Raw genomic sequence first — 22,127 nt, forward strand, 5'->3', positions numbered from 1 at the left:
GCTCCCAAGGTCAGTTCAAGGATCCAGGAGGGGCCAGCCATTCCACTGGTTGTCCGGTGACCTTGGCGATGGTCTCGTAGTCACGGTCGTAGTGCAGGATGGTCAGACCATTGAGCTCCCCGGTCGCCGCCACCAGCAGATCAACAGGGCTGGCACACCGATGCTGGCCCAGTTCGATCATGAGTTCCTGCGTCTGGATGGCGCGCTCGTATACGCGGTCCGGTATGAAGACCCATCCGAACATCGCATGGAACAGGTCGCGCCATTCGCGACGCTCGCGTGGGCATCGCACGCCGAAGAACATCTCGATCTCGACGAGAGGGCAGAGGCTGATCAATCTCGCCTTGGTCTCTTCATGCCACTGGTCGCGGACGGCCTCATTGCGCATCATCCGCCAGAGGGCGCTCGAGTCGATCAGGTAGTGGGTAGCCACCGCGATACGCTCTCTTGTCGGACATCCAGTCCCATACGCCGGACTCCGCGATCTCCGCCAGCCTGTTCCAGGCGTGATCGAAGGCTTCGTCGGCGTCGGCAGTGGGAGGGGCGGAGTGAGAGATGCCGCCGTGTTCGACCGCTGCGCGCAGTGCGGCGTTGACTGTGTCCTTCTCGGTGGACGTCCGCAGGGCTTGTGCCGCTGCCGTCAAGACCTGATCGTCCACGTCGACCGTTATCTCGGACATAGCCCACCTCCGGTCCGCCACGCTCTGTCAGGAGTGTACTCGAGCGCACCGTGCTCTGTCGTTCACCTAACGTAGTCATCGTCATGTCAACGGATGGTAATGCTGAGAGCGGATGTCCGTTGCCCTTTCCCGTGGCTTGTGGATCGTCGGTCGTGGGCGGTTGTCGTCGGTGGGATGACGCATCGCGATATCGGTGACTTTCCGTATGCGTCCACGGAGTCGCTCTTTCCCGCCCCAGGCTTGGAGCGCTGCCTTTACTCTTGGTGGCGAATCGACTACGCAACGGCTTCAGAGTCGCTCTGAGGTCGGTGAGTCAGGTCTGGCCAGGTGTCGCGAGGGGACCTCATGACCAAGATGATCGACATCGATCCCGAGGAGTCGCCTCGGGCGCGGTTCGCCTACGAGCTGCGCCGCCACCGGCTGGCGGCGCGGCTCACCCAGAAGCAGCTGGCACGGCGCATCGGCTTCTCCACCAGCGCCGTCGCCATGGTCGAAACGTGCAAGTTCCGGCCCTCGGAGCACTTCGCCGGGCTGTGCGACCAGGTCTTCGGGCTGGAGGGTGATCTGGGCCGCCTCTACCTGGAGGTCTGGCCGCCCCCGCCTCCCGTCCCCGCCCACTTCCGCGACTGGGCGATAGAGGAGCAGAGGGCCACCGCACTCCGCTTCTGGGCCCCGCTTCTCATCCCGGGCATGCTGCAGACCGAGGCGTTCGCCCGCCGCATCTTCGAGCGGGAGCCCGGCCTGACCTGTGAGCAGATGGAGGAGCGGTTCGCCGGGCGCATGCAGAGAAGGTCGATCTTCTCCCGGACCGATCCGCCGACCGTCATGTGCCTGATCGACGAGGGCGTTCTGCATAGGCCCGTCGGCGGCGCCGAGGTGATGCGTGAACAGCTCGAACACCTGCTGGAGATGGCGACCAGGCCCAAGGTGACCATTCAGATCGTCCCCTACGGCGCGGAGGCCCTGTCGGGCCTGATCGGCGCGTACGCCATTGCCGAAATGCGCGGTAACGCGTATACGGTTCGAGTGGAGTCCCAACCGCGAGGGCGGACGATAACCGACAGAGACACCATCACCGAAATCATCGACCGCTATGACGCCGTCCGGGCGGACGCCTACCCGCAACACCTGTCCTGCAAGATCATCAAGGAAGCGGTGACGGAGAAATGGACCTGAGCGGTGCGCGCTGGCGTAAGTCGAGCTGGTCGGGTGGGGACGGCGGCGAGTGCGTCGAGGTGGCGACCAATGTCGCCGGGGCGGTTCTCGTGCGCGACTCCAAAAACGTGCGCGGGCCTGTTGTCGTGTGTGCGGACGACGGGTGGGCGGCGTTTCTCCAAGGCGTCAAGGCGGGCCGGTTCGCTGTCTGACGACACATGAAGTGACCGAGCCCCCGGCGCGTCTGCTCGGGGGCTCCTGAGTGGTGAGATGCCGGGATCCGGCGCACGCCCCGGTGTGGTGCCCGTCCGGCTAGCGTCTGGTGAAGCGGTGGACGGAGGTGCCGGGTTTGCCGTTGTCCTCGGAGGCCGGGATGTCGGCGAGCACGCGGGCGGTCCTGCCCTTCAGGTCGGCGACGATGATCTGCTGGGGGTTCTTCGAGGTGTCCTGGTACATCACGTAGGCGTCGTTGAACCACCCGATGGTGAGGAACGACTTCCCCACGGAGAACGAGGAGCGGCGGCGGCCCGTCGCGGTGTCCCAGACGCACATGCTGCCGTAGACGTCGGGGCAGGTGGTGACGAACGACTTGCCGGCGGGGGAGATGGCGTTCTCGGTGGCGTAGGCCTCGCCCACGTCCGGGATGGTGCGAACGGTTCTGCCGCGCAGGTCGTAGAAGCGCAGGCCGGCGCTCGGGCCCCGCCCGTAGCGCAGTGCGACGGTCCTCTCGCCCGGGGCCCACATGACCGGCGCCCCGTCCGCGCCCTCCGCGTCGAGAGTGGCCGGTGTCACCGCGGTCGTGGCGACGTCCACGACGGCGAACCCGACCGGCTTCCTGACCCCGGACGAATTGTCGTAGGTGGTCAGCAGCAGCCTGCGGCTGTCGGAGGACCACTGAGGGTTGTAGTTCTGCAGCCGCTTGTCGGTCAGCCGGACGACGAACTCCCGCCCGCTCGCCCGCTCCACCAGCCGGACGAAGTCGTACGGCTGGGGTGTCTGGTCCTTCAGCCAGGGCAGCATGGCCGTCCACCTGCCGTCGGGCGACATCGCGGGTTCGAGCAGGGGGCCGGTGGCCGTGAAGCGGCCCGAGACGGGGTCACGCTCGTAGCTCTGCGTCGACTGACCCCCGATGTACATGAAGGAGGACATCCGGACCGGGTCGGCGGGGTTCTCGTGCAGCGTGGTCTTCAGACCGGGCAGCCGCGTGGTCGAGGTTGCCGGGCCCGGTGCGGCGGTGACCTCCGCGACGGCCTTGACCGAGCCGGCGGACGGGCTCGCCGGGCCGCCTCCCTCCGCGTCGCCGGTCCGGCCGAGCAGGTACACGACGCCCCCCGACAGCAGCGCCAGCGCCACCGCGCCCGCCGCGAGCCGCACGACCCCCGGGCGCCCGGCGGAGGCCGCGCCCGGCACGGTGACGATCTCGCCGGGAGAGGCCGGGGCCGGCGTCTCGACGGGAGGGGATGGGGCGGAGGTCTCGCCGGGAGGGGACGGGGGCGGCGTCGCGCCGGCGGCGACGGCGGAGCCGGCGGAGAGCAGGTCGGTCCCGGCGGGCCGTTCCTGGGCGCCGAGCAGGCGCAGCAGGGCGTCGCGGGCGGCCGGGCGGCGCGCCGGGTCCTTGGACAGGCAGTCGGCGATCAGGTCGCCCAGGTCGCCCTGGAGGTCGCCGAGGTCGGGTTCGCGGTGCAGGATGCGGTTCACGACCGCCGGCAGCGAGTCCATCCCGAACGGCGGACGCCCGGTGGCCGCGAAGACCATCGTCGATCCCCACGCGAACAGGTCGGCGGGCGGCTCGACGAGCCCGCCCTCCAGTTGCTCGGGGGCCATGTACGGCGGCGTGCCGATCGCGCCGGAGCCGGTCGCCGAGGTGTCCAGCACGCGGGCGATGCCGAAGTCGATCACCCGCGGACCGTCGCGGCCCAGCAGCACGTTGCTCGGCTTGAAGTCGCGGTGCACCACCCCGGCCCGGTGGATCGCGGACAGCGCGGTGAGGGTGCCGACGGCCAGCCGGTGAAGGCGGGTGGTGCGCAGCGGGCCCTCGGCGTCGACGACCTGCTGGAGGGTGGGGCCCTCGATGTACTCGCTGACGATGTACGGGCGGCCGTCGGCGGTGCCGCTCTCCACGACCTGGGCCGTGCAGAACGGGGCCACCCGGCGCAGGATCTCGGTCTCGCGCAGGAACCGGTCCGGTGAACCCGGCCCTACGGTGTCCTGCCCCGCCGGGCCGGGCCGCAGCACCTTGATCGCCACGGACTCGCCGGCGGGGGTCCTGGCGAGGAACACCGAGCCCTGGCCGCCCTCACCGATGCGGCCGGTGACCTCGTAGTCGCCGACGCGGACCGGATCGCCGGGGCGCAGGGGGACCGTGGAGCTCATGCCCGCTACTTCCGGCCGAGGCGGAGCTGAACCGCCTTGGCGTCCTTCTTCGGGATCTCGGCCAGTGTGCGGGTGGTCTTGCCGTGGAAGTCGATGACGACGAGCTTCCTGTCGGCCTTGCGCTGGTCGTACAGGACCAGGTGGTGCTCGTCCCACCAGCCCTGGATGGACATCTCGGTCCAGGCCGGGATGGTGGCCGTGCGGTTGCCGGAGGCGAGGTTCCACACGCAGATGCTGGTGTCCTTCGTCGACTCCGACTCCGGGCAGTAGCTGTAGAAGGAGGCGCCGGAGGGGGAGAAGAGTCCCGCCCCGGGGATCTGGCTCACCCACGGCAGGGTGCGCACGACGTCGCCGTTCAGGTCGCGGAAGCGCAGTCCGAACCTCGGCTTGCCCTTGGTCTCGTAGCCGCCGACGACGTACGCGCCGTCCGGGCTCCAGTCGAAGTTGCCGAACCCGTCCCGCTGGTCGTCGGTCATCACGACGGTGGCCTTGCGGGTGGTGACGTCCACCACGACGAAGCCACCGGGGTACTGCTGCTCCTTCTTGTCGGTGAAGTGGTAGAAGGTGAGCAGGTAGCGCTTGCCGTCCCTGCTCCACACGCCGGCCAGCCCGCGCAGCGGCTGCTTGAGGGTGTCGACGACGAATCTCTCGCCGGTCCTGCGGTTGAGGAAGACGACGTTGTCGTAGTTCCCGGCCGCGAACTTCAGCATCGGGTTGATCGCGACCCAGGCGCCGTCCGGCGAGATGGTCGGATCGCCGAACTCGCCGTTCTCGGCGATCTTGCGGAAGGTGTCGGTGCCGGCGTCGCGGGCGTAGCTCCTCAGCACTTTGTCGTCGATGTTCTGGAGAAGGTAGGCGTTGACCTGGAGTGGGTCCGCCGGGTTCTCGTGCAGCTCGATCTTGGTGTCGGGGAGGGTCACGTCCTTGGTCGGCGGGGCCGGCGGGCTGGGCGAGGCCTGGATGACCGAGGCGGACGGCGCCGGCACGGGCGTCGGGGTGGCGCGCGCGACGGCGGTGACGGTCGTGCGCGGAACCAGCGCGTAGACCGCGCCGCCCGAGACGAGGGCGATGGCGACGGCGCCCGCGGCGAGCAGCAGGGCGCGGCGCCGGCGAGCGCCCCTTCCTGGGGGAGGGAGCGTCACGCGGGACGCCGGGTCGGGGGGCGGCGCCGAACGCAGGTCGCCCGGGGGCCACGGCGGCGTCGCGTCCGCCGCGTGCGGGGAGGACGCGCCGGGCGCCGCGGCGATCGATTCGGCCGTGGCGAGGATCTGCGAGTGGCCGACCAGGCGGAGGAGGGCCTCGCCGGAGGTGGGGCGGCGGACGGGATCCTTGGACAGGCACTGGCCCACCAGGCTGAGCAGGTCGCCGTCCAGGACGCTCAGGTCGGGCTCGTCCCGCAGGACCTTGTTGATCGTGGCGGACATGCTGCCGGCGTCGAACGGGTCGCGCCCGGAGGCGGCGAAGAGCATGGTCGCGGCCCAGGCGAACATGTCGGACGCGGCGCCGACGGCCGAGCCCTCCAGTTGTTCGGGAGTGAGGTAGGCCGGGCTGCCGACCGAGCGCGTCGTGCTGGAGACCCCGGCGTCCAGGGCCTCGGCGATGCCGAAGTCGATCACCCGGGGGCCGTCCGGGCCGAGTAGGACGCTGCTGGGGTCGAACTCGCGATGGGCGATGCCGGCCTGGTGGATGGCGACGAGCGCGGTCATGGTGCCGATGGCCAGCCGGTGCAGCGCCGGGCCGCGCAGCGGGCCGTCCTGCTCGACGGCCCGCCTGAGGGTGGGCCCGTCGATGTACTCGCTGACCACGTACGGCCGCTCGCCCGCCAGCCCGGTCTCGATGACCTGGGCCGTGCAGAAGGCCGACACCTGCCGCAGTTCCTCGACCTTCGCGAGGAACCGGTCGGCGCCGGTCAGGCCGGCGTGCAGCAGCTTGAGCGCGACGTGCTCGTCATCCGGCCCCTTCGCCAGGTAGACCGTGCTCTTGCTCCCCTCGCCGAGCCGGCCGAGGACCTGGTAGCCGCCTAAATCGGGTGGATCATCCGTGAGGAGGGGCGAAGCCTCCGGCATGTCGGGATTCTCCTTAGGGAAAGTCCATCGGTAGATCGTCAATTATGCGGATGAAAAGCGATGGTGGGGGAGTGCTCATCACTTTTGCCGGACTTTGACCAGACTCTCACGCCTGGGTGCCCTGCGGGAGCGCCTGGCGGCGACGGGGAGCGGGCGGGCGGCGAGGCCCGATGTGGCACGCCGTCCGGGCCGGTGCCCGGCTTTCCGGAGTGCATCAAAGGTGTGTACGGAATCGACCGGCTTAGCGGGTTGGGCGTTCTTTCTGGGTACTTCGGGATAAAGTCGACTCGAAAGGAAGATCATGGCTAGATGCGAAGTATGCGGTAATGATTATGAGATGAGCTTCGAAGTGCATGCCAAGGGCGGCGTGCACACCTATGACTGCTTCGAGTGCGCCATCCAGGGCATGGCGCCCGTGTGCGAGCACTGCGGGTGCCGCATCATCGGCCACGGTGTCGAGGCCAGCGGCCACTGGTACTGCTGCGCCCACTGCGCCCGCGAGAAGGGCATCTCCGAGCTGGTCGACCACGTTGGGGCCGTCTCCCGCTGACCACCGGCCCGTGGCCCGGCCCCCTGTGTCACCAGAGGGCCGGCGCCGAGGTCACAGCGAGCCGGCGGCCCGCAGGGCGCCCGTCAGGTCGTTGACCTTGGTGTCACGGACGCCGACCGGGGCCAGCCTCAGCCCTCGCTCGATCGTGGCGATGATGGAAGTGGTGTCGTAGACCGTGTGGTCCACGCCCGAGTGCCGCAGCGACCCGCCGACGATCAGCGCGGGGATGCGGGTGCCGGGCCCGAACCGGTCGGATGCGCCGCGGGTGCGGCCGTCCCTGCCGGGCGGCGCGACGTGGTCCCACTGGCCGCCGAACTCGTCGTAGGTGACGACCACCAGGGTGTCCTTGGCCTGTGGCCCGCTCTGGACGGTCTTGAGCAGGTCCACCAGGTGGTCGCTGCCGTTCGGCTCGCTGGCGTAGCCCGGGTGCTCGTTCTCGGCGCCGTAGGGCTTGACGAAGCTGACCGCCGGGAGCGTCCCCTCCTCGGCCGCCTCGACGAACGCCGTCTCGTCCTTCAGGTGCGCGCGGCCGGGCTGCCCGGGCGCGTACGCCGCGAAGTAGTTGAACGGCTGGTGGTGGTACTGGAACAGCGGGCCCGGGTGCCCGGCCTCCGCGTCGTCCCAGCCGCCGGAGTACCAGGCCCAGCTGACGCCCTTGCCGCTGAGCCGGTCGCCGATGTTGGGGTACTCGGCGTCGTCGATGAGCGGAAGCCGCGCCCCGCCGCCGTGCGGCGCGCTCGCCGGCTGGATGGTGTTGACCGCGTAGTCGCCGCAGGCGAACGCCGGGTTGGCCGTGGGCCCGCACGCCTGTGTGAGCTGGGCGTCCTTGACCGCCGTCGCCGGCTTGTACAGCGGGTAGCCGGCGTTGGGGAACCCCGCGGCGTCGAGCACCGAGTGCAGCCCCTCGTTCGGCCCGCCCGGGCCCGCGCTGGTGTCGACGGGCGCGCGGCCGGCGATCAGCCACTGGTGGTTGAGGAACGAGCCGCCGAAGGCGCCCTGGAAGAAGCGGTCGGCGATCACGTACTTGGGCGCGCCGGCCGAGTGGAGGTACTTCCAGATGGGCAGCTCACGGGTGTCGTAGACGCCCATGGTGAGGCCGATGGCGTCGCTGCCGGTCACGTAGCGGTCCTGCCGGCCGTGGTCGATCTGGTACTGCTCCTGGTAGAAGCGGTGCACCAGGTCGCGCGTGCAGCCTCCGGGCTCGGCGCCGTCGGCGTCCTCCGGCACGCCGTTGGGAGCCGACACGCCCGGCGCCGGACAGGTCCTGTCCTCGGGCCCGATGTAGTCGTCGATGGTGAACGGCCGGTTGGCGAAGTGGCTGGCCGCCACGCCGTGCGCGGCGTCCTGGCAGGTGTCCGCCAGTGGAGGGGTGGCGAGGTTGACGTCGTTCTGGGCCAGGCAGCGGTAGGGAGTGCCGTCCTGGGCGACCTGCCTGACCCGGACGGCGTCCCGGCCGAGGCCGTCCACGCGCTGCCCGCCGACCGTGCCCCAGTCGCCGTACAGGTTGTCGAAGCTGTGGTTCTCCTCGTAGATGACGACCAGGTGGCGGTAACCGCCGATCACGTGCGGCTCCGGGCGGCCGTGGCCGCCGTCGGCCACGGCCGCGCAGGCCGGCAGCGACAGGGCGCCCAGCAACCCGCAGGCGGCGACGGCCGTCAGAGGTCTTCTTCTCGCTCGCATCCGCACATCATCACCCCTTGACCGCGCCGATGATGACTCCCTTTGTGAAATGGCGTTGCACGAACGGGTAGACGAACAGCACGGGGATCAGCGCGACCGTGACGATCGACATCTGGATGGCCAGGCTCGGCGGCAGGGGATGGCCGGCGATGGTGTCGCTGGTCTGGCCGACGATCAGCGACTGCCCCTGCAGGACGTACTGCCGCAGGACGACCTGCAGCGGCCACTTGCTCGCGTCGTTGAGGTACAGCACGGCGTTGAAGAAGGAGTTCCAGTAGCCGACCGCGTAGAACAGGCCGATGACCGCGATGACGCCCTTGGAGACCGGCAGCACGATGCGCCACAGGATGCGGAACTCGCCGGCGCCGTCCACGCGCGCGCTGTCGGTCATCTCGCCGGGGATGTTCATGAAGAACGCGCGCATCACGACCAGGTTGAACGCGCTCACGGCCCCGGGCAGGATCAGCGACCAGTAGCTGTCGATCAGCCCGAGCGAACTGACCAGCAGATAGTTCGGGATCATCCCCGGTCCGAACAGGAACGTCAGCAGGATCATGAACAGCAGCGGGCGGTGGAACAGCGAGCCGGGCCGCGACAGCCCGTAGGCCGCCAGCACGGTCACCGACAGGCTGATCGCCGTGCCGACGGCGGTGACGGCCAGGCTGACCACGACGGCGCGGGTGACCACTCCGCCGGAGAACAGCTCGCCGTAGGCGGCGAACGACAGCTCGCCGGGCACCCACACCAGCCCGCCGGCCCGGGTGACGGTCTCCTGGGTGGACAGGCTGGTGAGCACCACCATGTAGACCGGGAAGACGACGCAGGCCGCGATCAGCGTGAGCGTCAGGTTCTTGGCCAGCCGTCCGGCGAGGCGCGGCGCCTCGTCCCAGGCCGGGCGCGAAGTCGTGGTCGTCATGATCGTTTGTAGATCCCCTGCTCGCCGAATCGGTGGGCCACCTTGTTGGCCACCAGGATGAGCAGCAGCCCGACCAGGCCCTTGACCAGGCCCGCCGCCGCTCCGTAGCTCCACTCGCCGGTGGTCAGCGTGCGCCAGTACACGAAGGTGTCCAAGACCTCGGCCGCCTCCCTGCCGACCGCGTCACGCTGGAGGAAGAACTGCTCGAACCCCACGTTGAGCGCCTCGCCGAGGCGCAGGATCAGCAGCAGGATGATCACCGGGCGCAGGCCGGGCAGCGTGATGTGCCACATCCGCTTCCAGCGGCTCGCGCCGTCCACCGCCGCCGCCTCGTACAGGTTCTGGTCGATGGCGGCGAGCGCGGCCAGGAAGATGATCGTTCCCCATCCCGCGTCCTTCCAGACGGTCTCCGCGGTGACCAGCAGCAGGAAGGTGTCGGGGTTGGTCATCAGCTCGACGCCCTTGTGCCCGTGGTCGCGCAAGATCTGCGAGATCAGCCCGGCCCCGCCGAACATCTGCTGGAACAGCGTCACGACCAGCACCCAGGAGAAGAAGTGCGGCATGTAGACGATGCCCTGGATGAGCAACCGCAGGCGGGGCCGCACGACGCTGTCGAGCAGGATGGCCAGCGCGATGGGCACGGGGAAGTAGAAGACGAGCTGGAACGCGGTGATGCTCAGCGTGTTCAGCGTCGCGTCCCAGAAGCTCTGGTCGGCCAGCAGCCACTGGAAGTTGCTGAACCCGACGAACGGGCTGTCCTTGAAGCCGACGTAGGGCGAGTAGTCCTGGAAGGCGATGACGTTGCCGAGCAGCGGCACGTAGTGGAAGACCAGCAGCAGTCCGGCCGCCGGGAACGTCATCAGCAGCAGCGGCCAGTCCCGCCGGAGGCGGCTCGGCAACGGCCTGCGGGCGGGATCGGCGCCGCCGCCGCCCGGTTTCCTGCCGTTCCGGCTTGCTTTGGAGGCGGTGTTGCGGACATTGTTAGTGGTGCCGGTTCCGGCGGGTGAGGTCAGGTCACCCGCCGGGCCGGTCTCCGTGGCCTTTCTCAGCACTCCGGCCGCCTTCGCCCGCCCGGCCGGGGCCGGCCCGTTCGGACGTCGCGCACGGTCGTCGCGCTCGCCATGCTTGTCGGGCGGCTACGCACGGCCGTTGTCCCGCAGGACCTTCATGTAGAACTCGCGCGCCTCGTCCCCGCCGTCGCGCCGCCACTCGGCGACGATCTGCTTGACGTCGCTCACCGGCCGGCGTCCGCGCATGATGTCGGTGAACTTGTCCTCGGTGGGGATCTGCAGGCCCGCCATCCGGGACGGCCGCTGGTCCCGGATGCCGTCGAGCGGGGTCTTCTCGATGTACTTGAACGACGCGTTCTGCCATCCGACGCTGCCCCGGACGGCGTCGGGGAAGGCCACGTAGTCGGCGGCGATCGGCCTGCCGCCGAGGAAGACGTAGGTCGGCTGCGCCTCCTTGCGCCCGAGGTCGGTGAACTGGGGCACGCCCTTGTCGTCCCGGGTGAAGTGCTTGCCCTCCACGCCGTAGGTCGCCAGTTCGTACTCCTTGGTGCCGAACGGGGCGGCGCACCAGTTGAGGATCGACAGCAGTTCGGCGATCTTGTCCTTGCCCAGGCCCTTCTTCACGAACGTGAAGATCCCCGCCGGCTTGTTGTGGTACATGATCGGCGTGCTGCCGTCATGGGAGAACAGCGGCATCGCCTCGATGGCGAACTTCGGGTTCTTGCCGCGGTGCTGCTGCAGCAGTTCGTGCCAGGCGCCGAGGCCGTCGCGGTAGATGACGATCTGGCCGGAGGCGAACAGGTCCTTCTCGTTGGCGCCGCGGTTGGCGCTGACCACGTTCGGGTGGATGAGCTCCTCCTGGAAGAGCTTGCGCATGAAGGCGACGCACGCCTCCCACTCGGGCGTCTCGTACTTGTAGACGAGCTTGCCGCCCTCCAGCCGCCACTCCTGCGGGACCTTGAAGACGGGCCACACCATCTCGTGGATGTCGCCGAACGCCCAGCGCTTGCCCTTGGGATCGGTGATCGCCTTGCCCAGGTCGAACAGCTCGTCGGCGGTCGTGGGCATCTTCCAGTCGGAGTGCTGGTCGAAGATGTCCTTGCGGTAGAGCAGGGCGAGGGGGAACGGGTCGGTCGGGAAGGGCACCGCCATGAGCTTGCCGTTGAAGACCGAGAAGCCCCACGCGGGGCTGGGCAGGTTGGCCAGCATCGGGTAGGCCTTGACCTTGTCGCCCTGCAGGTAGGGGGTGAGGTCCTCGAACGCCTGGTCGACGGCCCGGTTGAAGTCGGCCATCTTCTCGATCTCCCACTGCGGGATGACCATGAGGTCGGGGATGTCGCCGCCCGCGAGCCGGGCCGTCACCTTGTCGACGTAGGTGATCCCGTCGGCGATCTGGAAGTCGATGGTCGCGCCGATGTCGGCGTTGCACGCCTGGAAGTAGGCGTTCTCCGACAGTCCGGGCGGGGGAGGGCCCCACAGCGGCGTCATCGCCTTGTAGGAGCCGCCCTTGCCGGCCGTGCCGGAAACGGCGTCGGCCAGGGTGGCGGGGTAGTTCAGGAAGCCGCCGCCGACGTCGGGCACGCCGAGCAGGTTGGAGACGGTGCCGGGGACGTCCGGCTTCACGCCCTGGAAGGGCACGTAGGACGGGGTGAGCGACTTCAGCTTGTCGGCCGCGGCCGCGGTGGCGCCACCGCTGCCGGGCCTGCGCCCGGAGGGGGTGGAGCAGCCGGCCACGAGGCCGCCTCCGGCGAGCGAGGCCGCGCCGAGGCCGACCAGGCCGAGGAACCCCCGGCGGCTGGGATGGGTGACGGCGCTCGCGCCGTCAGTGGGAGATGTCATCGGAGGCTCCCTTCGCGGGGGTGTGCGGCGCTTCGTACGGGGGGTGTCAACGGCGCTCCTTCAGGTCGGGCCAGGTGTGTGAAGGGTCGAGGGTGTCGGGAGGGGCGGGCCCCGGGGTAGAGTTAGTTCGTCTGATGACCAAACAAATTAGTCCAGGGGCCCGGGCGCCACAAGGGACGGCCCGGCCGTTCCCCCGGGCGGCCGGTCACGGATTGGTGACAGCGGCCGTCGAGGGAGCGCGGCGAGGGAGCACAGGGGCGAGGTATGACCAGCGGCTCGACGATGCGGCATGATGGGCCCACCGGGGCTCAGCGGGAACGGGGCTGATTTTGATCAATACGCACACCGGGCCTCAGCCGGCGGACTTCGCCGACGTCAGGGCCACCAACCTCGCGGTCGTGCTGCGGTTCGTACGGGAGAACGCGCCCTGCTCCCGGGCCGACATCGCGGCCTCCACCGGGCTCAACAAGGCCACGGTGTCCAGCCTGGTCGCCGACCTCATCGACCGGCGGCTGCTGCGCGAGACCGGCCTCACCGAGAACCGCGTCGGCAGGCCGGCCACCATGCTCGTGCTGGACGGCTCCCCCTACGCCGCCATCGGCATCGAGGTGAACGTCGACTACCTGACCGCCGTCGCCGTCGACCTGGCGGGCACCGAGCTGCTGTCGTGGCGCCGGTCCTTCCCCGGCGCGACCGCCACCCCGAACCAGGCGGTCGCCGCGGTCGCCGCCCTGGCCCGGCGGGTGCTCGGCCGCATGGGCAAGGAGGCCCGCCAGGTGCTCGGCCTGACGGTCGCGGTGCCGGGCCTGGTCGACGTGGGCGGCTCGGTGCGCATCGCGCCCAACCTGGGCTGGCATGACGTCGACCTGGCCGGCGACCTTGCCAAGGCCCTGCGCGACCCGGGCTTCCCCGTGCTGGTGGACAACGACGCCAACCTCGCCGCGCTCGCGGAGCACCGCTTCGGCCCGCACGGCGGGGCGGCGGATCTGGTCTACCTCACCGGCGCGGTCGGCGTTGGCGCGGGCGTCATCATGGACGGCCGGCTGCGCCGCGGCGGCCAGGGCTTCACCGGCGAGATCGGCCACATCCAGATCGACCCCTCGGGCGCCGAGTGCCGCTGCGGGCGCCGCGGCTGCCTGGAGGCCGTCGCCGGCATGACGGCCGTGCTCCATCGCACCGCCCCCGACGCCGCGCCCGCCGAGCTGGAGCCCGAGATCGAGGAGGTCGTGCGGCTCGCCCGCGGAGGCGACCCGCTCATGCTGGACACCCTGGCCACCATCGGCGGCGAGCTGGGCAAGGGCGTGGCGATCATCGCCAACGTGCTCAACCCCGAGGTGGTCGTCCTCGGCGGCTACTACATCGCCCTCGCGCCGTGGGTGCTGCCCGCCGCGCGCGAGGAGTTCGCCCGCCGCAGTTTCGCCCCGGAGGCCGGCGGCACCCGCCTGGTCGCCTCCACCCTCGGCTACGGGGCGGCGGCCCTCGGGGCGGCCGCCCGCCTGCTGGACTCGGTCGACTCCGGCCGCCTGCCCGCCCAGGGCTGACTCGCGACGGACTCTTGACGGACTCTTGACCCAAAGGCCGCGAAGCGGCACTCTTCAGGAGAACCCCGGATGTAACGCTGCTGAAATCTTCGTGCACTCCGTCGAAGCGCTTCGATACGCCTGGACGTCCCGGCCGCGTCGAAGCGCTTCGACCACCAGAGACGCTCGGCGTCGAAGCGCTTCGAAACGCACCTCGGTGAGCGAAGGACGGTCCCAGATGAACGAACCGGTGTCAGGCACCTTCCGCGATCCCGCCCTGCCGGTCGAGGCGCGCGTCGCCGACCTGCTCGCCAGGCTCACGCTGGAGGAGAAGATCGGCCTGCTGCACCAGTACCAGGCGGCCGTGCCCCGGCTCGGCGTCGGGGCCTTCCGCACCGGCACCGAGGCCCTGCACGGGCTCGCCTGGCTCGGCCCGGCGACCGTCTTCCCGCAGGCCATCGGACTGGCCAGCACCTGGGACCCCGACCTGGTGCGCCAGGTGGGCGCGGCCACCGGCGAGGAGGTGGTGGCGATGCACCACAAGGACCCCGCCGGCGCGGGCCTCAACGTCTGGGCGCCCGTCGTCAACCCGCTGCGCGACCCCCGCTGGGGCCGCAACGAGGAGGGCTACTCCGAGGACCCATGGCTGACCGGCGTCATGGGGACCGCCTACTCCCGGGGCCTGCGCGGCGACCATCCGACGCTCAGGACCGCCCCCACGCTCAAGCACTTCCTGGCCTACAACAACGAGACCGACCGCTGCGTCACCTCCAGCAACCTGCCGCCCCGCGTGCTGCGCGAGTACGAGCTGCGGGCCTTCCGCCCCGCGATCGAGGCCGGTGCCGCCGTCTCGCTGATGCCCTCCTACAACCTGGTCAACGGCCGCCCGGCCATGCTCAGCCCGCTGATCAACGAGGTCGTGCGCGCCTGGACCGGCGACGACCTGCTGGTGGTCAGCGACGCCTACGCCCCCGGCAACCTCGCCGGCCTGCAGGGCTACCACGACGACCTGCCGCAGGCCTACGCGGCGGCGATCAAGGCCGGCACCGACAGCTTCACCCAGGACGACGACCGGCCCGCCGCCACCCTCGGCCACATCACCGAGGCGCTGGAGCGCGGGCTGCTCGCCGAGGACGACGTGGACGCCGCCGTCCGCCGCGCGCTGGCCGTCCGCCTCCGCCTCGGCGAGTTCGACCCCGCCACCCCCTACGACGGCATCACCGAGGACACCGAGGACATCGTCAACAGCGCCGGGCACCAGGCCCTCGCCCGGCGGGCCGCCACGCAGTCCATCGTCCTGCTGAAGAACGACGGCCTGCTGCCCCTGCGCGCCCCCGAGCGCGTCGCGGTCATCGGGCCGCTCGCCGACACGCTCATGGAGGACTGGTACAGCGGCACGCTGCCCTACGCCGTCACCGCCCGCGCCGGGCTCGCCGAACGGTGCGTCACCGCCTTCGCCGAGGGCGTCGACCGGGTCGCGCTCAACGCGGCGGGAGGCCACGTCACGGCCGCCGAGCACTTCGCCGGCGGCCCGCTCGCCGTCTCCCAGACGGGCGAGGCCCGCGCCACCTGGTTCGACCTGTTCGACTGGGGCGGCGGCGCCTACGCGCTGCGGACCTGCGCCAACGGCAGGTACGTGTCGGTCGGCGACGACGGCGTGCTCGTCAACGACCAGCCAGGACCGAGCGGCTGGGAGGTGCGCCAGACCTTCCGGCTGGACGAGCGTCCCCGCGGCACCGTGGCGCTGCGCCACATCTCCACCGGCCGCCACGTCGGGCTGGCGCCCGACGGCGTCCTGCGGCTCACCGACGACCCCGACACGGCCGCCGTGCTCACCCTGGAAATGGTCGAGAGCGGCGCCCAGGCCGCCGCCGAGCTGGCCGCCACCGCCGACGTCGCCGTCGTGGTGCTCGGCGACCATCCGCTGGTCAACGGCCGCGAGACCGAGGACCGCGCCGACCTCGCCCTGCCGCCCGCGCAGGAGGCGCTGCTGCGCGCCGTCCACGCCGCCAACCCCCGCACGGTGCTGGTCGTCAGCAGCGGCTGTCCCTTCGCGGTCACCTGGGCGGAGGAGAACGTGCCGGCCGTCCTGTGGTCCGCCCACGGCGGCCAGGAGTACGGCAACGCCCTGGCCGACGTGCTGTTCGGCGACGAGGACCCCGGCGGCAGGCTCACCCAGACGTGGTACAGGTCGGCCCGGGAGCTGCCCGACCTGTTCGACTACGACATCATCGCCACCGACTCGACGTACCTGTACTACCGGGGCACGCCGCTGTACCCGTTCGGCCACGGCCTCGGCTACACCCGGTTCGTCTACTCCGACCTGCGCCTGTCCTCGGCCGCCCTCGCGCCGGACGACGTGCTGCACGTGCGGGTGACCGTCACCAACGTCGGGCTGCGCCCCGGCACCGAGGTCGTGCAGCTCTACACCCGCCAGCGGCGCTCGCGCGTCAAGCAGCCGCTGCGCCAGCTACGCGGCTTCGAGCGGGTGCGGCTCGCGCCCGGGGAGAGCCGCACCCTCACCCTGTCCGTCGACGTCGCCGACCTGGCGTTCTGGGACGTCACACGGGGGAGGTTCGTGGTCGAGGAGGCCCCGCACAAGGTCCAGGTGGGCGCGTCGGCGCGCGACATCCGGCTGTGCGCGCACTTCACGGTGGCCGGCGAGAGCATCCCCGCCCGCGACCCCTACGCCCGCCCCCTGGACGCGGCCGACAACGACGAGTACGACGGAGTCGTGCTGTGCGACGCCGCCCGCTCCGGCGGCGACGCGGTCCGGGGCACCGACCCCGGCGGGTGGATCGCCTTCCGGGAGGTCGACTTCGCCGGCGGCGCCGCCGACTGCCTGCTGGCCGTCTCCAGCACCGAGGGCGGCGTGCTGACGCTGCGGCTGGACGACCCGCTGTACGGCGAGGTCATCGGCGCGGTGTCGGTGGCGCCGTCGCGGGACAGGTACGACCTGGCCACGGTCACCTGTCCCCTCGCCGGGGCGGCGGGAGTGCATGATCTCTATGTCGTGTTCGAGAACGAGGGGGTCACGGTGAGCGAGCTCCGCTTCACCCGGCAGGCCACGGGGAGCGCTCGTTGAGAACGGTCACCATCGCCGACGTCGCCAAGCACGCCGGCGTCGCCGTGAGCACCGTCTCGTACGTGCTCAGCGGCAAGCGCGCGATCTCGGCGACGACGAGCCAGCGCGTCATGCGCAGCGTCCGCGCGCTCGGCTACCACCCAAACGCGGGCGCCAGGGCGCTGGCCAGCAAGCGGTCCAACGTCATCGCCCTGGTGCTGCCGCTGCGCGCCGGCATGCACCTGCCCGTCCTGATGCAGTTCGCCACCTCGGTCGTCACCACCGCCCGGCAGTTCGACCACGACGTGCTGCTGATGACCGCCGACGAGGGGCCCGACGGGCTGCGGCGGGTCGCCGCCAGCGCGCTGGTGGACGGCCTGGTGCTGATGGACGTGGAGATCCACGACCCCCGGGTGCCGCTGCTGCGCGAGCTGGAGGAGCCGAGCGTGCTCATCGGCTTCCCGGCCGACGCCTCCGGGCTGACCTGCGTGGACCTGGACTTCGCACAGGCGGGGGCGATCTGCGCCGAGCACCTGGCCTCCCTCGGCCACCGCGAGATCGCGCTGCTGGGCGCGCCGAACGTCGTCTACCAGCGCGGCACCGGCTACGCCGAGCGCACCATGGAGGGCTTCGCCGAGGCCGGGCGCGAGCACGGCGCGACGGCGATCGCCCGGCCGTGCGAAGAGAGCTTCGACGAGGTGTGCGCGGCCGTGAAGGCCCTGCTGGAGGAGCATCCCGGGCTCTCGGGCATCGTGGTGCACAACGAGGCCGCGGTCGGCCACGTGCTGGGCGCGCTGCGAGTGCTCGGCCGGCGGGTGCCCGAGGAGGTCTCGGTCGTCGCCATCTGCCCCGACGACGTCGCAGAACGGGCCAGCCCGCCGCTCACCTCGGTGCTCATTCCCGCGGCCGATGTCGGCCACCAGGCCGTCCGCCTGCTCATGGCCAAGCTGGAGGGCGGCGCCGTCCCCGACGCCACCCTGCTGCCGCCCCGGCTCACCATCCGCCAGAGCACGACGGCCCCCGGTCCCGTCCCGCCCCTCGCCAACTCGGCGCCCGCACCGACGAAGGGCTGACCGGCGGTGCGCGCCGCCCGCGGCCCGCTCGGCGAGCACCGCGGCCCGGCGTGACGGCGGCGTCCGACCACCCCGCGCTCTGAACCGTGCCCAGGCCGCTCACCCGGTGGCGGCCTCCCGGGACGCGGCGGTGTGCTCGGCGGCCAGGGCGCAGGACAGCATGACCACCAGGGCGGTGAGCTGGGCGATGGAGGACCACAGGCCGAGCGGGATGGTGAGGGGCGCGACGGCCGCCGCCACCGTGCGCAGGGGGCGCGCGGGCAGGGCGAGCACCCGGCGGTACATCGTGTCGCCCGCCAGGTAGAGCGTCACGCCCGCCGCGAGGGCGATCGCCGGGCCGGCGTGCAGGTGGTCCAGCGGGTGGCCGATCGCGTTCTTCACCCCCGCCGCGACGCCGACGATGCCGAGCAGCATCGGGATGTGGGCGTAGAAGTAGGCGCCGAGGATGAGCCGGGTGCGGCGCACCGGCTCGGCCTGTACCAGCGCGTGCTCGGCGGCGGCGTCGTCCTCGCCGCCGAAGTAGCTCCACCACAGGCACGCCGCCAGGGCCAGCCCCAGCGCGGCGGCGGCCAGCAGGGCCGGGCTCACCTCGCCGTGGGCGCCGATGCCGATGGCCACCACCGACTCGCCGAGGGCCACGATCACCAGCAGCCCGTGCCGCTCGACGATGTGCGCCGGGTGCAGCGGGAAGCCCTTCTGCCCGATGAAGTACGGGCTGCCCCACAGCAGCACCATGGCCGCCGCCCACAGCAGGTAGACCAGGACGCCCTCGGCGAGGCCGGCCGCGAACAGCAGTGCGGTCGCCGCGAGATTGAACGGGATGACCCGGACGAACGAGGCGGTCGCCTGGAGGTACAGGCCCGCGTGGACCAGCACGATGATCAGGTAGCCGAGCGCGAAGGCCCACCCGCCGCCGTCGAAGGCCCGGGGGATGGCCAGGGCCATGATGAGGAATCCGGCCATGCCGAGCAGGATGAGCACCCGCCGGGCAGGGCGGGCGGGCGGCACGGTGTTGGTCAGCCAGGCGTACCCCGAGTACATCCACCAGATGACGCCGAAGACCAGCAGCACGCGCACCGCGCCCTCGACGGGACCGCCGTGCGCGGTCTGCGCGGGGGCCTGCGGGGCGAAGCCGTCGACGAGCAGCGTGGTGAGCTGCGTGACGGTGAAAACGAAGACCAGGTCGAAGAAGAGCTCCAGCGTGGAGACGCGCAGCTCCTGATGGGGGGAGGTGGGCTCGACACGTTCGGCGAACCAGCCGGGCAGGCGCATGCGCCCATCCTCGCCCCCATTCGCCCCTTATGACCGCAGAGTTCGCCCGAGGCTGATCATCCGCCCTGGAGGTTCGCGGTCACGCTAGTCGGTGTCGGAAGGGGTGGTGGTCTTCCTGCCGCCCGCGACCAGGCGGTCGGTTCTGGTGGAGGTGGACGGGGCGTCGGTGGTGATGTCCTCGGCGTCGTCGGAGGGCTTGGCCGGGCGGCGCGGCCGGGCCTTGCGGGGCGCGGTCACCTCGCCGGCGCCGCCGGCGTCGCGGGTGCCGCCGGTGTCGCCGGCGCCGGTACGGCCTTCGGGGAAGGTCACCGGGCCCTTGGCGCTCGCGTCCTTGACGGCCGGGCGCTGGACGGGGGCCTGCTTGGCGCCCCCCGCGTCGCCGCCCGTGCCGGACGCGGCGGGGGCCGGGGCGTCGCCGGAGGACGAGGCGGGGCGCGCGGTCTCGCGCCAGGAGGCGATGACGTGGTCGGCCTCGGCGTCGGCGGCCATCTCGTCGGCGGCCTCGGCCTCGCGCCTGCGGATCACGACCAGGTGGTCGACCGACAGGCGCCCGGCTCCGACGACCGCGAGGAGCACGGACGCCGAGCCGAGGGCGACGATGAGGTTGATGTCCCCGCCGGTCAGCGGCAGGCCGGTGTCCCCGCTGACCAGCACGAACACGGCCAGCGCCTCGGCGAAGAGTATGAGCCCGCAGGCCGGGACGGCCAGGCCCGCGACCAGGAGGGCTCCTCCGATGAGCTCGATGAGCATGGTGGTGGCGGCCCACAGCCCCGGCCCCGGGGCGTCCATCCGGGCGAACTGCTCACTGGTGGCGGTCAGCCCGAACTCCAGCTTGTGCCAGCCGTTGGCGAAGAAGATGCCGCCGACGCCCAGCCGGGCGGCCAGCGCGGCGAGATCCTGGAAGGTTCGTCTCACGGTAGCCATTCTCCTGGGGTCGGTCGGCGTTGCACAGACAATTGCCCTGTATCGCCCCCGACATGCGCGCCGGAGCGGCGCACGGACGGGCTGGACGGAACACGGAAGCGGGCGCGGGACGGTGCGCGGGACGGCGGGGCCGTGGGCCGGTCGCCGGGTCGCGGGCCGGCCGGGTCAGAGGGGGATGCGTTCGCGGTCGGGGCCGGGGACCGGGGAGCGAGAGGGACGGCGGGGGAGCAGGACCAGGGCGGTGATCGCGGTGACCGCCAGCAGGGCGACGCTCACCAGGATCGTGGAGTGCAGAGCGGTGACGAAGGCCGCGCGGGCGCCGTCCATGAGCGAGTCGCCCGCGGGCCCGCCCACCTCCCGGGCGACGTGCGCGGCCGAGGCCAGCGACTCCCTGGCCTGGCCCATGGCCGCCGGCGCGACCCCCGGCACGGCGGCCACGCCGGGCGCGTACACGATGGTGGTGACGGTGCCGAGGACGGCCACCCCGAGCCCGGCGCCGAGCTCGTAGGCGGTCTCCTCGATCGCCGCCGCGCCGCCGGCGCGTGACTCCGGCGCGGACGCCATGATCGTGTCGGAGGCGGCGAGCAGCGCGACCTCCACGCCGAAGCCGATGCCGGCGAAGCACACGCAGAGCATCACCGGGTGTTGTTCGGCCCCCCAGAGGAGGGTCGGCGCCAGGGCCAGCCCGGCGAGGGCCAGGCCGCCCGTCATGGTGGCCCGCAGGCCGAACCGCTGCAGCAGGTGGGCCGCGCACAGGCCGCCCGCGATGGCGGCGATCATGAGGGGGAGCATGCGGGCCCCCGCCCGCAGCGGGCTGTCGCCGAGCACGAGCTGGAGGTACTGCGCCAGCATCAGCTGGAGCCCGACCAGGGAGAAGACGGCCAGCAGCACGCACAGGACGCCGATGGCGAAGCCACGCTCGGAGAACAGCCCGATGTCCAGGAACGGCCGGGCCAGACGGCGCTGGCGCGCGGTGAACCAGACCAGCAGCCCGACGCCGGCGATCATGATGGCGACCGCCGGGGCCGTCCCGACCGTCCCGCCGTGCCCCAGCTCCTTCAGTCCGAAGGCGAGGAACAGCACGCCCAGTGTGGACAGCGCGGCGCTCGGCACGTCCCAGCCGTGACCGGGGTCGCCGCCTGCGCGGGGCAGGAGGCGCGCGGCCAGCGGCAGCGCCACCACCAGCAGCGGGACGTTGATCAGGAAGACCGCGCCCCACCAGAAGTGCTCGACCAGGACGCCTCCGACCAGCGGGCCGAGGGCGGCGCCCCCGGCGGCGACCGCGCTCCAGACGCCGAGGGCGATGGCCCGCTCGCGGCGGTCGGTGAACACCTGCCGGATGATCGAGAGCGTGGCGGGCATGATCATCGCGCCGCCGACGCCGAGCAGCGCCCGCGACAGGATCAGGGCGAGCGGGCCGCCCGAGAAGGCGGCCGCGAGCGACGCCACGCCGAAGACGACATAACCGGCCAGCACGAACCGCCGCTTGCCGTACCTGTCGCCGAGCGTTCCGAAGGTCACCAGCAGCGGGGCGACGACCAGCGAGTACACGTCGATGATCCACAGCAGCTCGACCGCGGACGGCTCCAGGGCTGCGGTCAGGGCGGGGACGGCGATGTGCAGGACCGTGGCGTCCACGGCGATCAACAGGAGGCTGAAACAGAGCAACGCGAGCACCGACCACCGGTTCGCCTGATGGTCTATGGTCGTGCCTCTGACGCGGCTCCCTGGCCGGGTGCCCAGAACGGTCATTGATCAGCCGAAAGGTTCTCGCCCGCAGAACATGCGAGGCAGCTTAGGCCATCTCGGTTGATAGTTCAGCGGGTTGTGACAATGGCCCTGACTCACCGCGTCCTGGCCCCCCGGGCGACGAACGATTGCGGTGAAACGGTGGCTATCGGACTATGCCGACCTTCGCGACATTCCGCCCTGGAGGTGCCCCTGGGGTTGGTGATCAAGGTGGGGCGGCGCCGACCTCTCTAGAGAGCTATAGGTATATGTCCGG

Annotated in this window: 17 protein-coding genes; 6 read left to right on the plus strand and 11 right to left on the minus strand. The window is 71.3% G+C overall.

From position 1 onward, the window contains the following. Nucleotides 1–10: 10 nt before the first annotated feature. Nucleotides 11–433, minus strand: coding sequence for a PIN domain nuclease (locus tag ACFQSB_RS26660; RefSeq protein WP_380829679.1), 423 nt, complete (start codon nucleotides 431–433; stop codon nucleotides 11–13). Beyond that, nucleotides 378–680: a type II toxin-antitoxin system VapB family antitoxin gene (locus tag ACFQSB_RS26665; RefSeq protein WP_380829680.1), complete on the minus strand. Its 303-nt coding sequence runs from the start codon at nucleotides 678–680 to the stop codon at nucleotides 378–380. The genes ACFQSB_RS26660 and ACFQSB_RS26665 overlap by 56 nt, the downstream gene beginning before the upstream one ends. Nucleotides 681–1,025: 345 nt before the next feature. On the opposite strand from ACFQSB_RS26665, the gene ACFQSB_RS26670 reads away from it, so the two are divergent. Next, complete coding sequence (locus ACFQSB_RS26670) at nucleotides 1,026–1,856, plus strand: helix-turn-helix domain-containing protein (protein ID WP_380829681.1); 831 nt, start codon at nucleotides 1,026–1,028, stop codon at nucleotides 1,854–1,856. Then, nucleotides 1,847–2,047 (plus strand): DUF397 domain-containing protein, encoded by a 201-nt coding sequence (locus ACFQSB_RS26675; RefSeq protein WP_380829682.1) that lies wholly within the window; start codon nucleotides 1,847–1,849, stop codon nucleotides 2,045–2,047. Before ACFQSB_RS26670 ends, ACFQSB_RS26675 begins: the two co-directional genes overlap by 10 nt. A gap of 100 nt (nucleotides 2,048–2,147) precedes the next feature. On the opposite strand, the gene ACFQSB_RS26680 is transcribed toward ACFQSB_RS26675, so the two are convergent. Next, nucleotides 2,148–4,208 (minus strand): protein kinase domain-containing protein, encoded by a 2,061-nt coding sequence (locus tag ACFQSB_RS26680; protein WP_380829683.1) that lies wholly within the window; start codon nucleotides 4,206–4,208, stop codon nucleotides 2,148–2,150. Between the two features lie 5 nt (nucleotides 4,209–4,213). Next, nucleotides 4,214–6,274 carry a serine/threonine protein kinase gene (locus tag ACFQSB_RS26685; RefSeq protein ID WP_380829684.1) on the minus strand — a complete coding sequence of 687 codons (2,061 nt, stop codon included), beginning with the start codon at nucleotides 6,272–6,274 and terminating at the stop codon, nucleotides 4,214–4,216. A gap of 301 nt (nucleotides 6,275–6,575) precedes the next feature. On the opposite strand from ACFQSB_RS26685, the gene ACFQSB_RS26690 reads away from it, so the two are divergent. Beyond that, a complete protein-coding gene (locus ACFQSB_RS26690; RefSeq protein WP_354849931.1) occupies nucleotides 6,576–6,824 on the plus strand; it encodes a hypothetical protein in 249 nt (82 codons plus the stop codon). A gap of 51 nt (nucleotides 6,825–6,875) precedes the next feature. Here ACFQSB_RS26690 and ACFQSB_RS26695 read toward each other — a convergent pair whose 3' ends face one another. From ACFQSB_RS26695 to ACFQSB_RS26710, 4 genes are all read right to left on the minus strand, one after another. Then, nucleotides 6,876–8,504 (minus strand): alkaline phosphatase family protein, encoded by a 1,629-nt coding sequence (locus tag ACFQSB_RS26695; protein WP_380829685.1) that lies wholly within the window; start codon nucleotides 8,502–8,504, stop codon nucleotides 6,876–6,878. A gap of 10 nt (nucleotides 8,505–8,514) precedes the next feature. Continuing rightward, complete coding sequence (locus ACFQSB_RS26700) at nucleotides 8,515–9,420, minus strand: carbohydrate ABC transporter permease (RefSeq protein ID WP_354849937.1); 906 nt, start codon at nucleotides 9,418–9,420, stop codon at nucleotides 8,515–8,517. After that, nucleotides 9,417–10,472 carry an ABC transporter permease gene (locus ACFQSB_RS26705; protein WP_380829686.1) on the minus strand — a complete coding sequence of 352 codons (1,056 nt, stop codon included), beginning with the start codon at nucleotides 10,470–10,472 and terminating at the stop codon, nucleotides 9,417–9,419. The genes ACFQSB_RS26700 and ACFQSB_RS26705 overlap by 4 nt, the downstream gene beginning before the upstream one ends. Before the next feature lie 84 nt (nucleotides 10,473–10,556). Continuing rightward, nucleotides 10,557–12,269 (minus strand): extracellular solute-binding protein, encoded by a 1,713-nt coding sequence (locus ACFQSB_RS26710; protein ID WP_380829687.1) that lies wholly within the window; start codon nucleotides 12,267–12,269, stop codon nucleotides 10,557–10,559. 329 nt (nucleotides 12,270–12,598) lie between these two features. Here ACFQSB_RS26710 and ACFQSB_RS26715 point away from each other — a divergent pair, with 329 nt between their 5' ends. The 3 genes from ACFQSB_RS26715 (at nucleotide 12,599) to ACFQSB_RS26725 (ending at nucleotide 17,926) form a co-directional block, all read left to right on the plus strand. Beyond that, nucleotides 12,599–13,810 (plus strand): ROK family protein, encoded by a 1,212-nt coding sequence (locus tag ACFQSB_RS26715; protein WP_380829688.1) that lies wholly within the window; start codon nucleotides 12,599–12,601, stop codon nucleotides 13,808–13,810. A 217-nt stretch (nucleotides 13,811–14,027) separates the two neighbouring features. Continuing rightward, a complete protein-coding gene (locus tag ACFQSB_RS26720; protein ID WP_380829689.1) occupies nucleotides 14,028–16,874 on the plus strand; it encodes a glycoside hydrolase family 3 C-terminal domain-containing protein in 2,847 nt (948 codons plus the stop codon). After that, on the plus strand, nucleotides 16,871–17,926 hold the full coding sequence (locus tag ACFQSB_RS26725; RefSeq protein ID WP_380829690.1) for a LacI family DNA-binding transcriptional regulator: 1,056 nt from the start codon (nucleotides 16,871–16,873) through the stop codon (nucleotides 17,924–17,926). The genes ACFQSB_RS26720 and ACFQSB_RS26725 overlap by 4 nt, the downstream gene beginning before the upstream one ends. A 99-nt stretch (nucleotides 17,927–18,025) precedes the next feature. Here ACFQSB_RS26725 and ACFQSB_RS26730 read toward each other — a convergent pair whose 3' ends face one another. The 3 genes from ACFQSB_RS26730 to ACFQSB_RS26740 all read right to left on the minus strand — a co-directional run bounded on the left by ACFQSB_RS26730 (nucleotide 18,026) and on the right by ACFQSB_RS26740 (nucleotide 21,799). After that, nucleotides 18,026–19,198 carry a low temperature requirement protein A gene (locus tag ACFQSB_RS26730; RefSeq protein ID WP_380829691.1) on the minus strand — a complete coding sequence of 391 codons (1,173 nt, stop codon included), beginning with the start codon at nucleotides 19,196–19,198 and terminating at the stop codon, nucleotides 18,026–18,028. An 84-nt stretch (nucleotides 19,199–19,282) separates the two neighbouring features. Beyond that, a complete protein-coding gene (locus ACFQSB_RS26735) occupies nucleotides 19,283–20,113 on the minus strand; it encodes a DoxX family protein (RefSeq protein WP_380829692.1) in 831 nt (276 codons plus the stop codon). 174 nt (nucleotides 20,114–20,287) lie between these two features. Next, nucleotides 20,288–21,799: an MFS transporter gene (locus ACFQSB_RS26740; protein ID WP_380829693.1), complete on the minus strand. Its 1,512-nt coding sequence runs from the start codon at nucleotides 21,797–21,799 to the stop codon at nucleotides 20,288–20,290. Nucleotides 21,800–22,127: the final 328 nt, after the last annotated feature.

The sequence above is a fragment of the Sphaerisporangium rhizosphaerae genome, from assembly GCF_042665155.1.
In the GTDB taxonomy this organism is placed as follows: Bacteria; Actinomycetota; Actinomycetes; order Streptosporangiales; family Streptosporangiaceae; genus Sphaerisporangium; species Sphaerisporangium rhizosphaerae.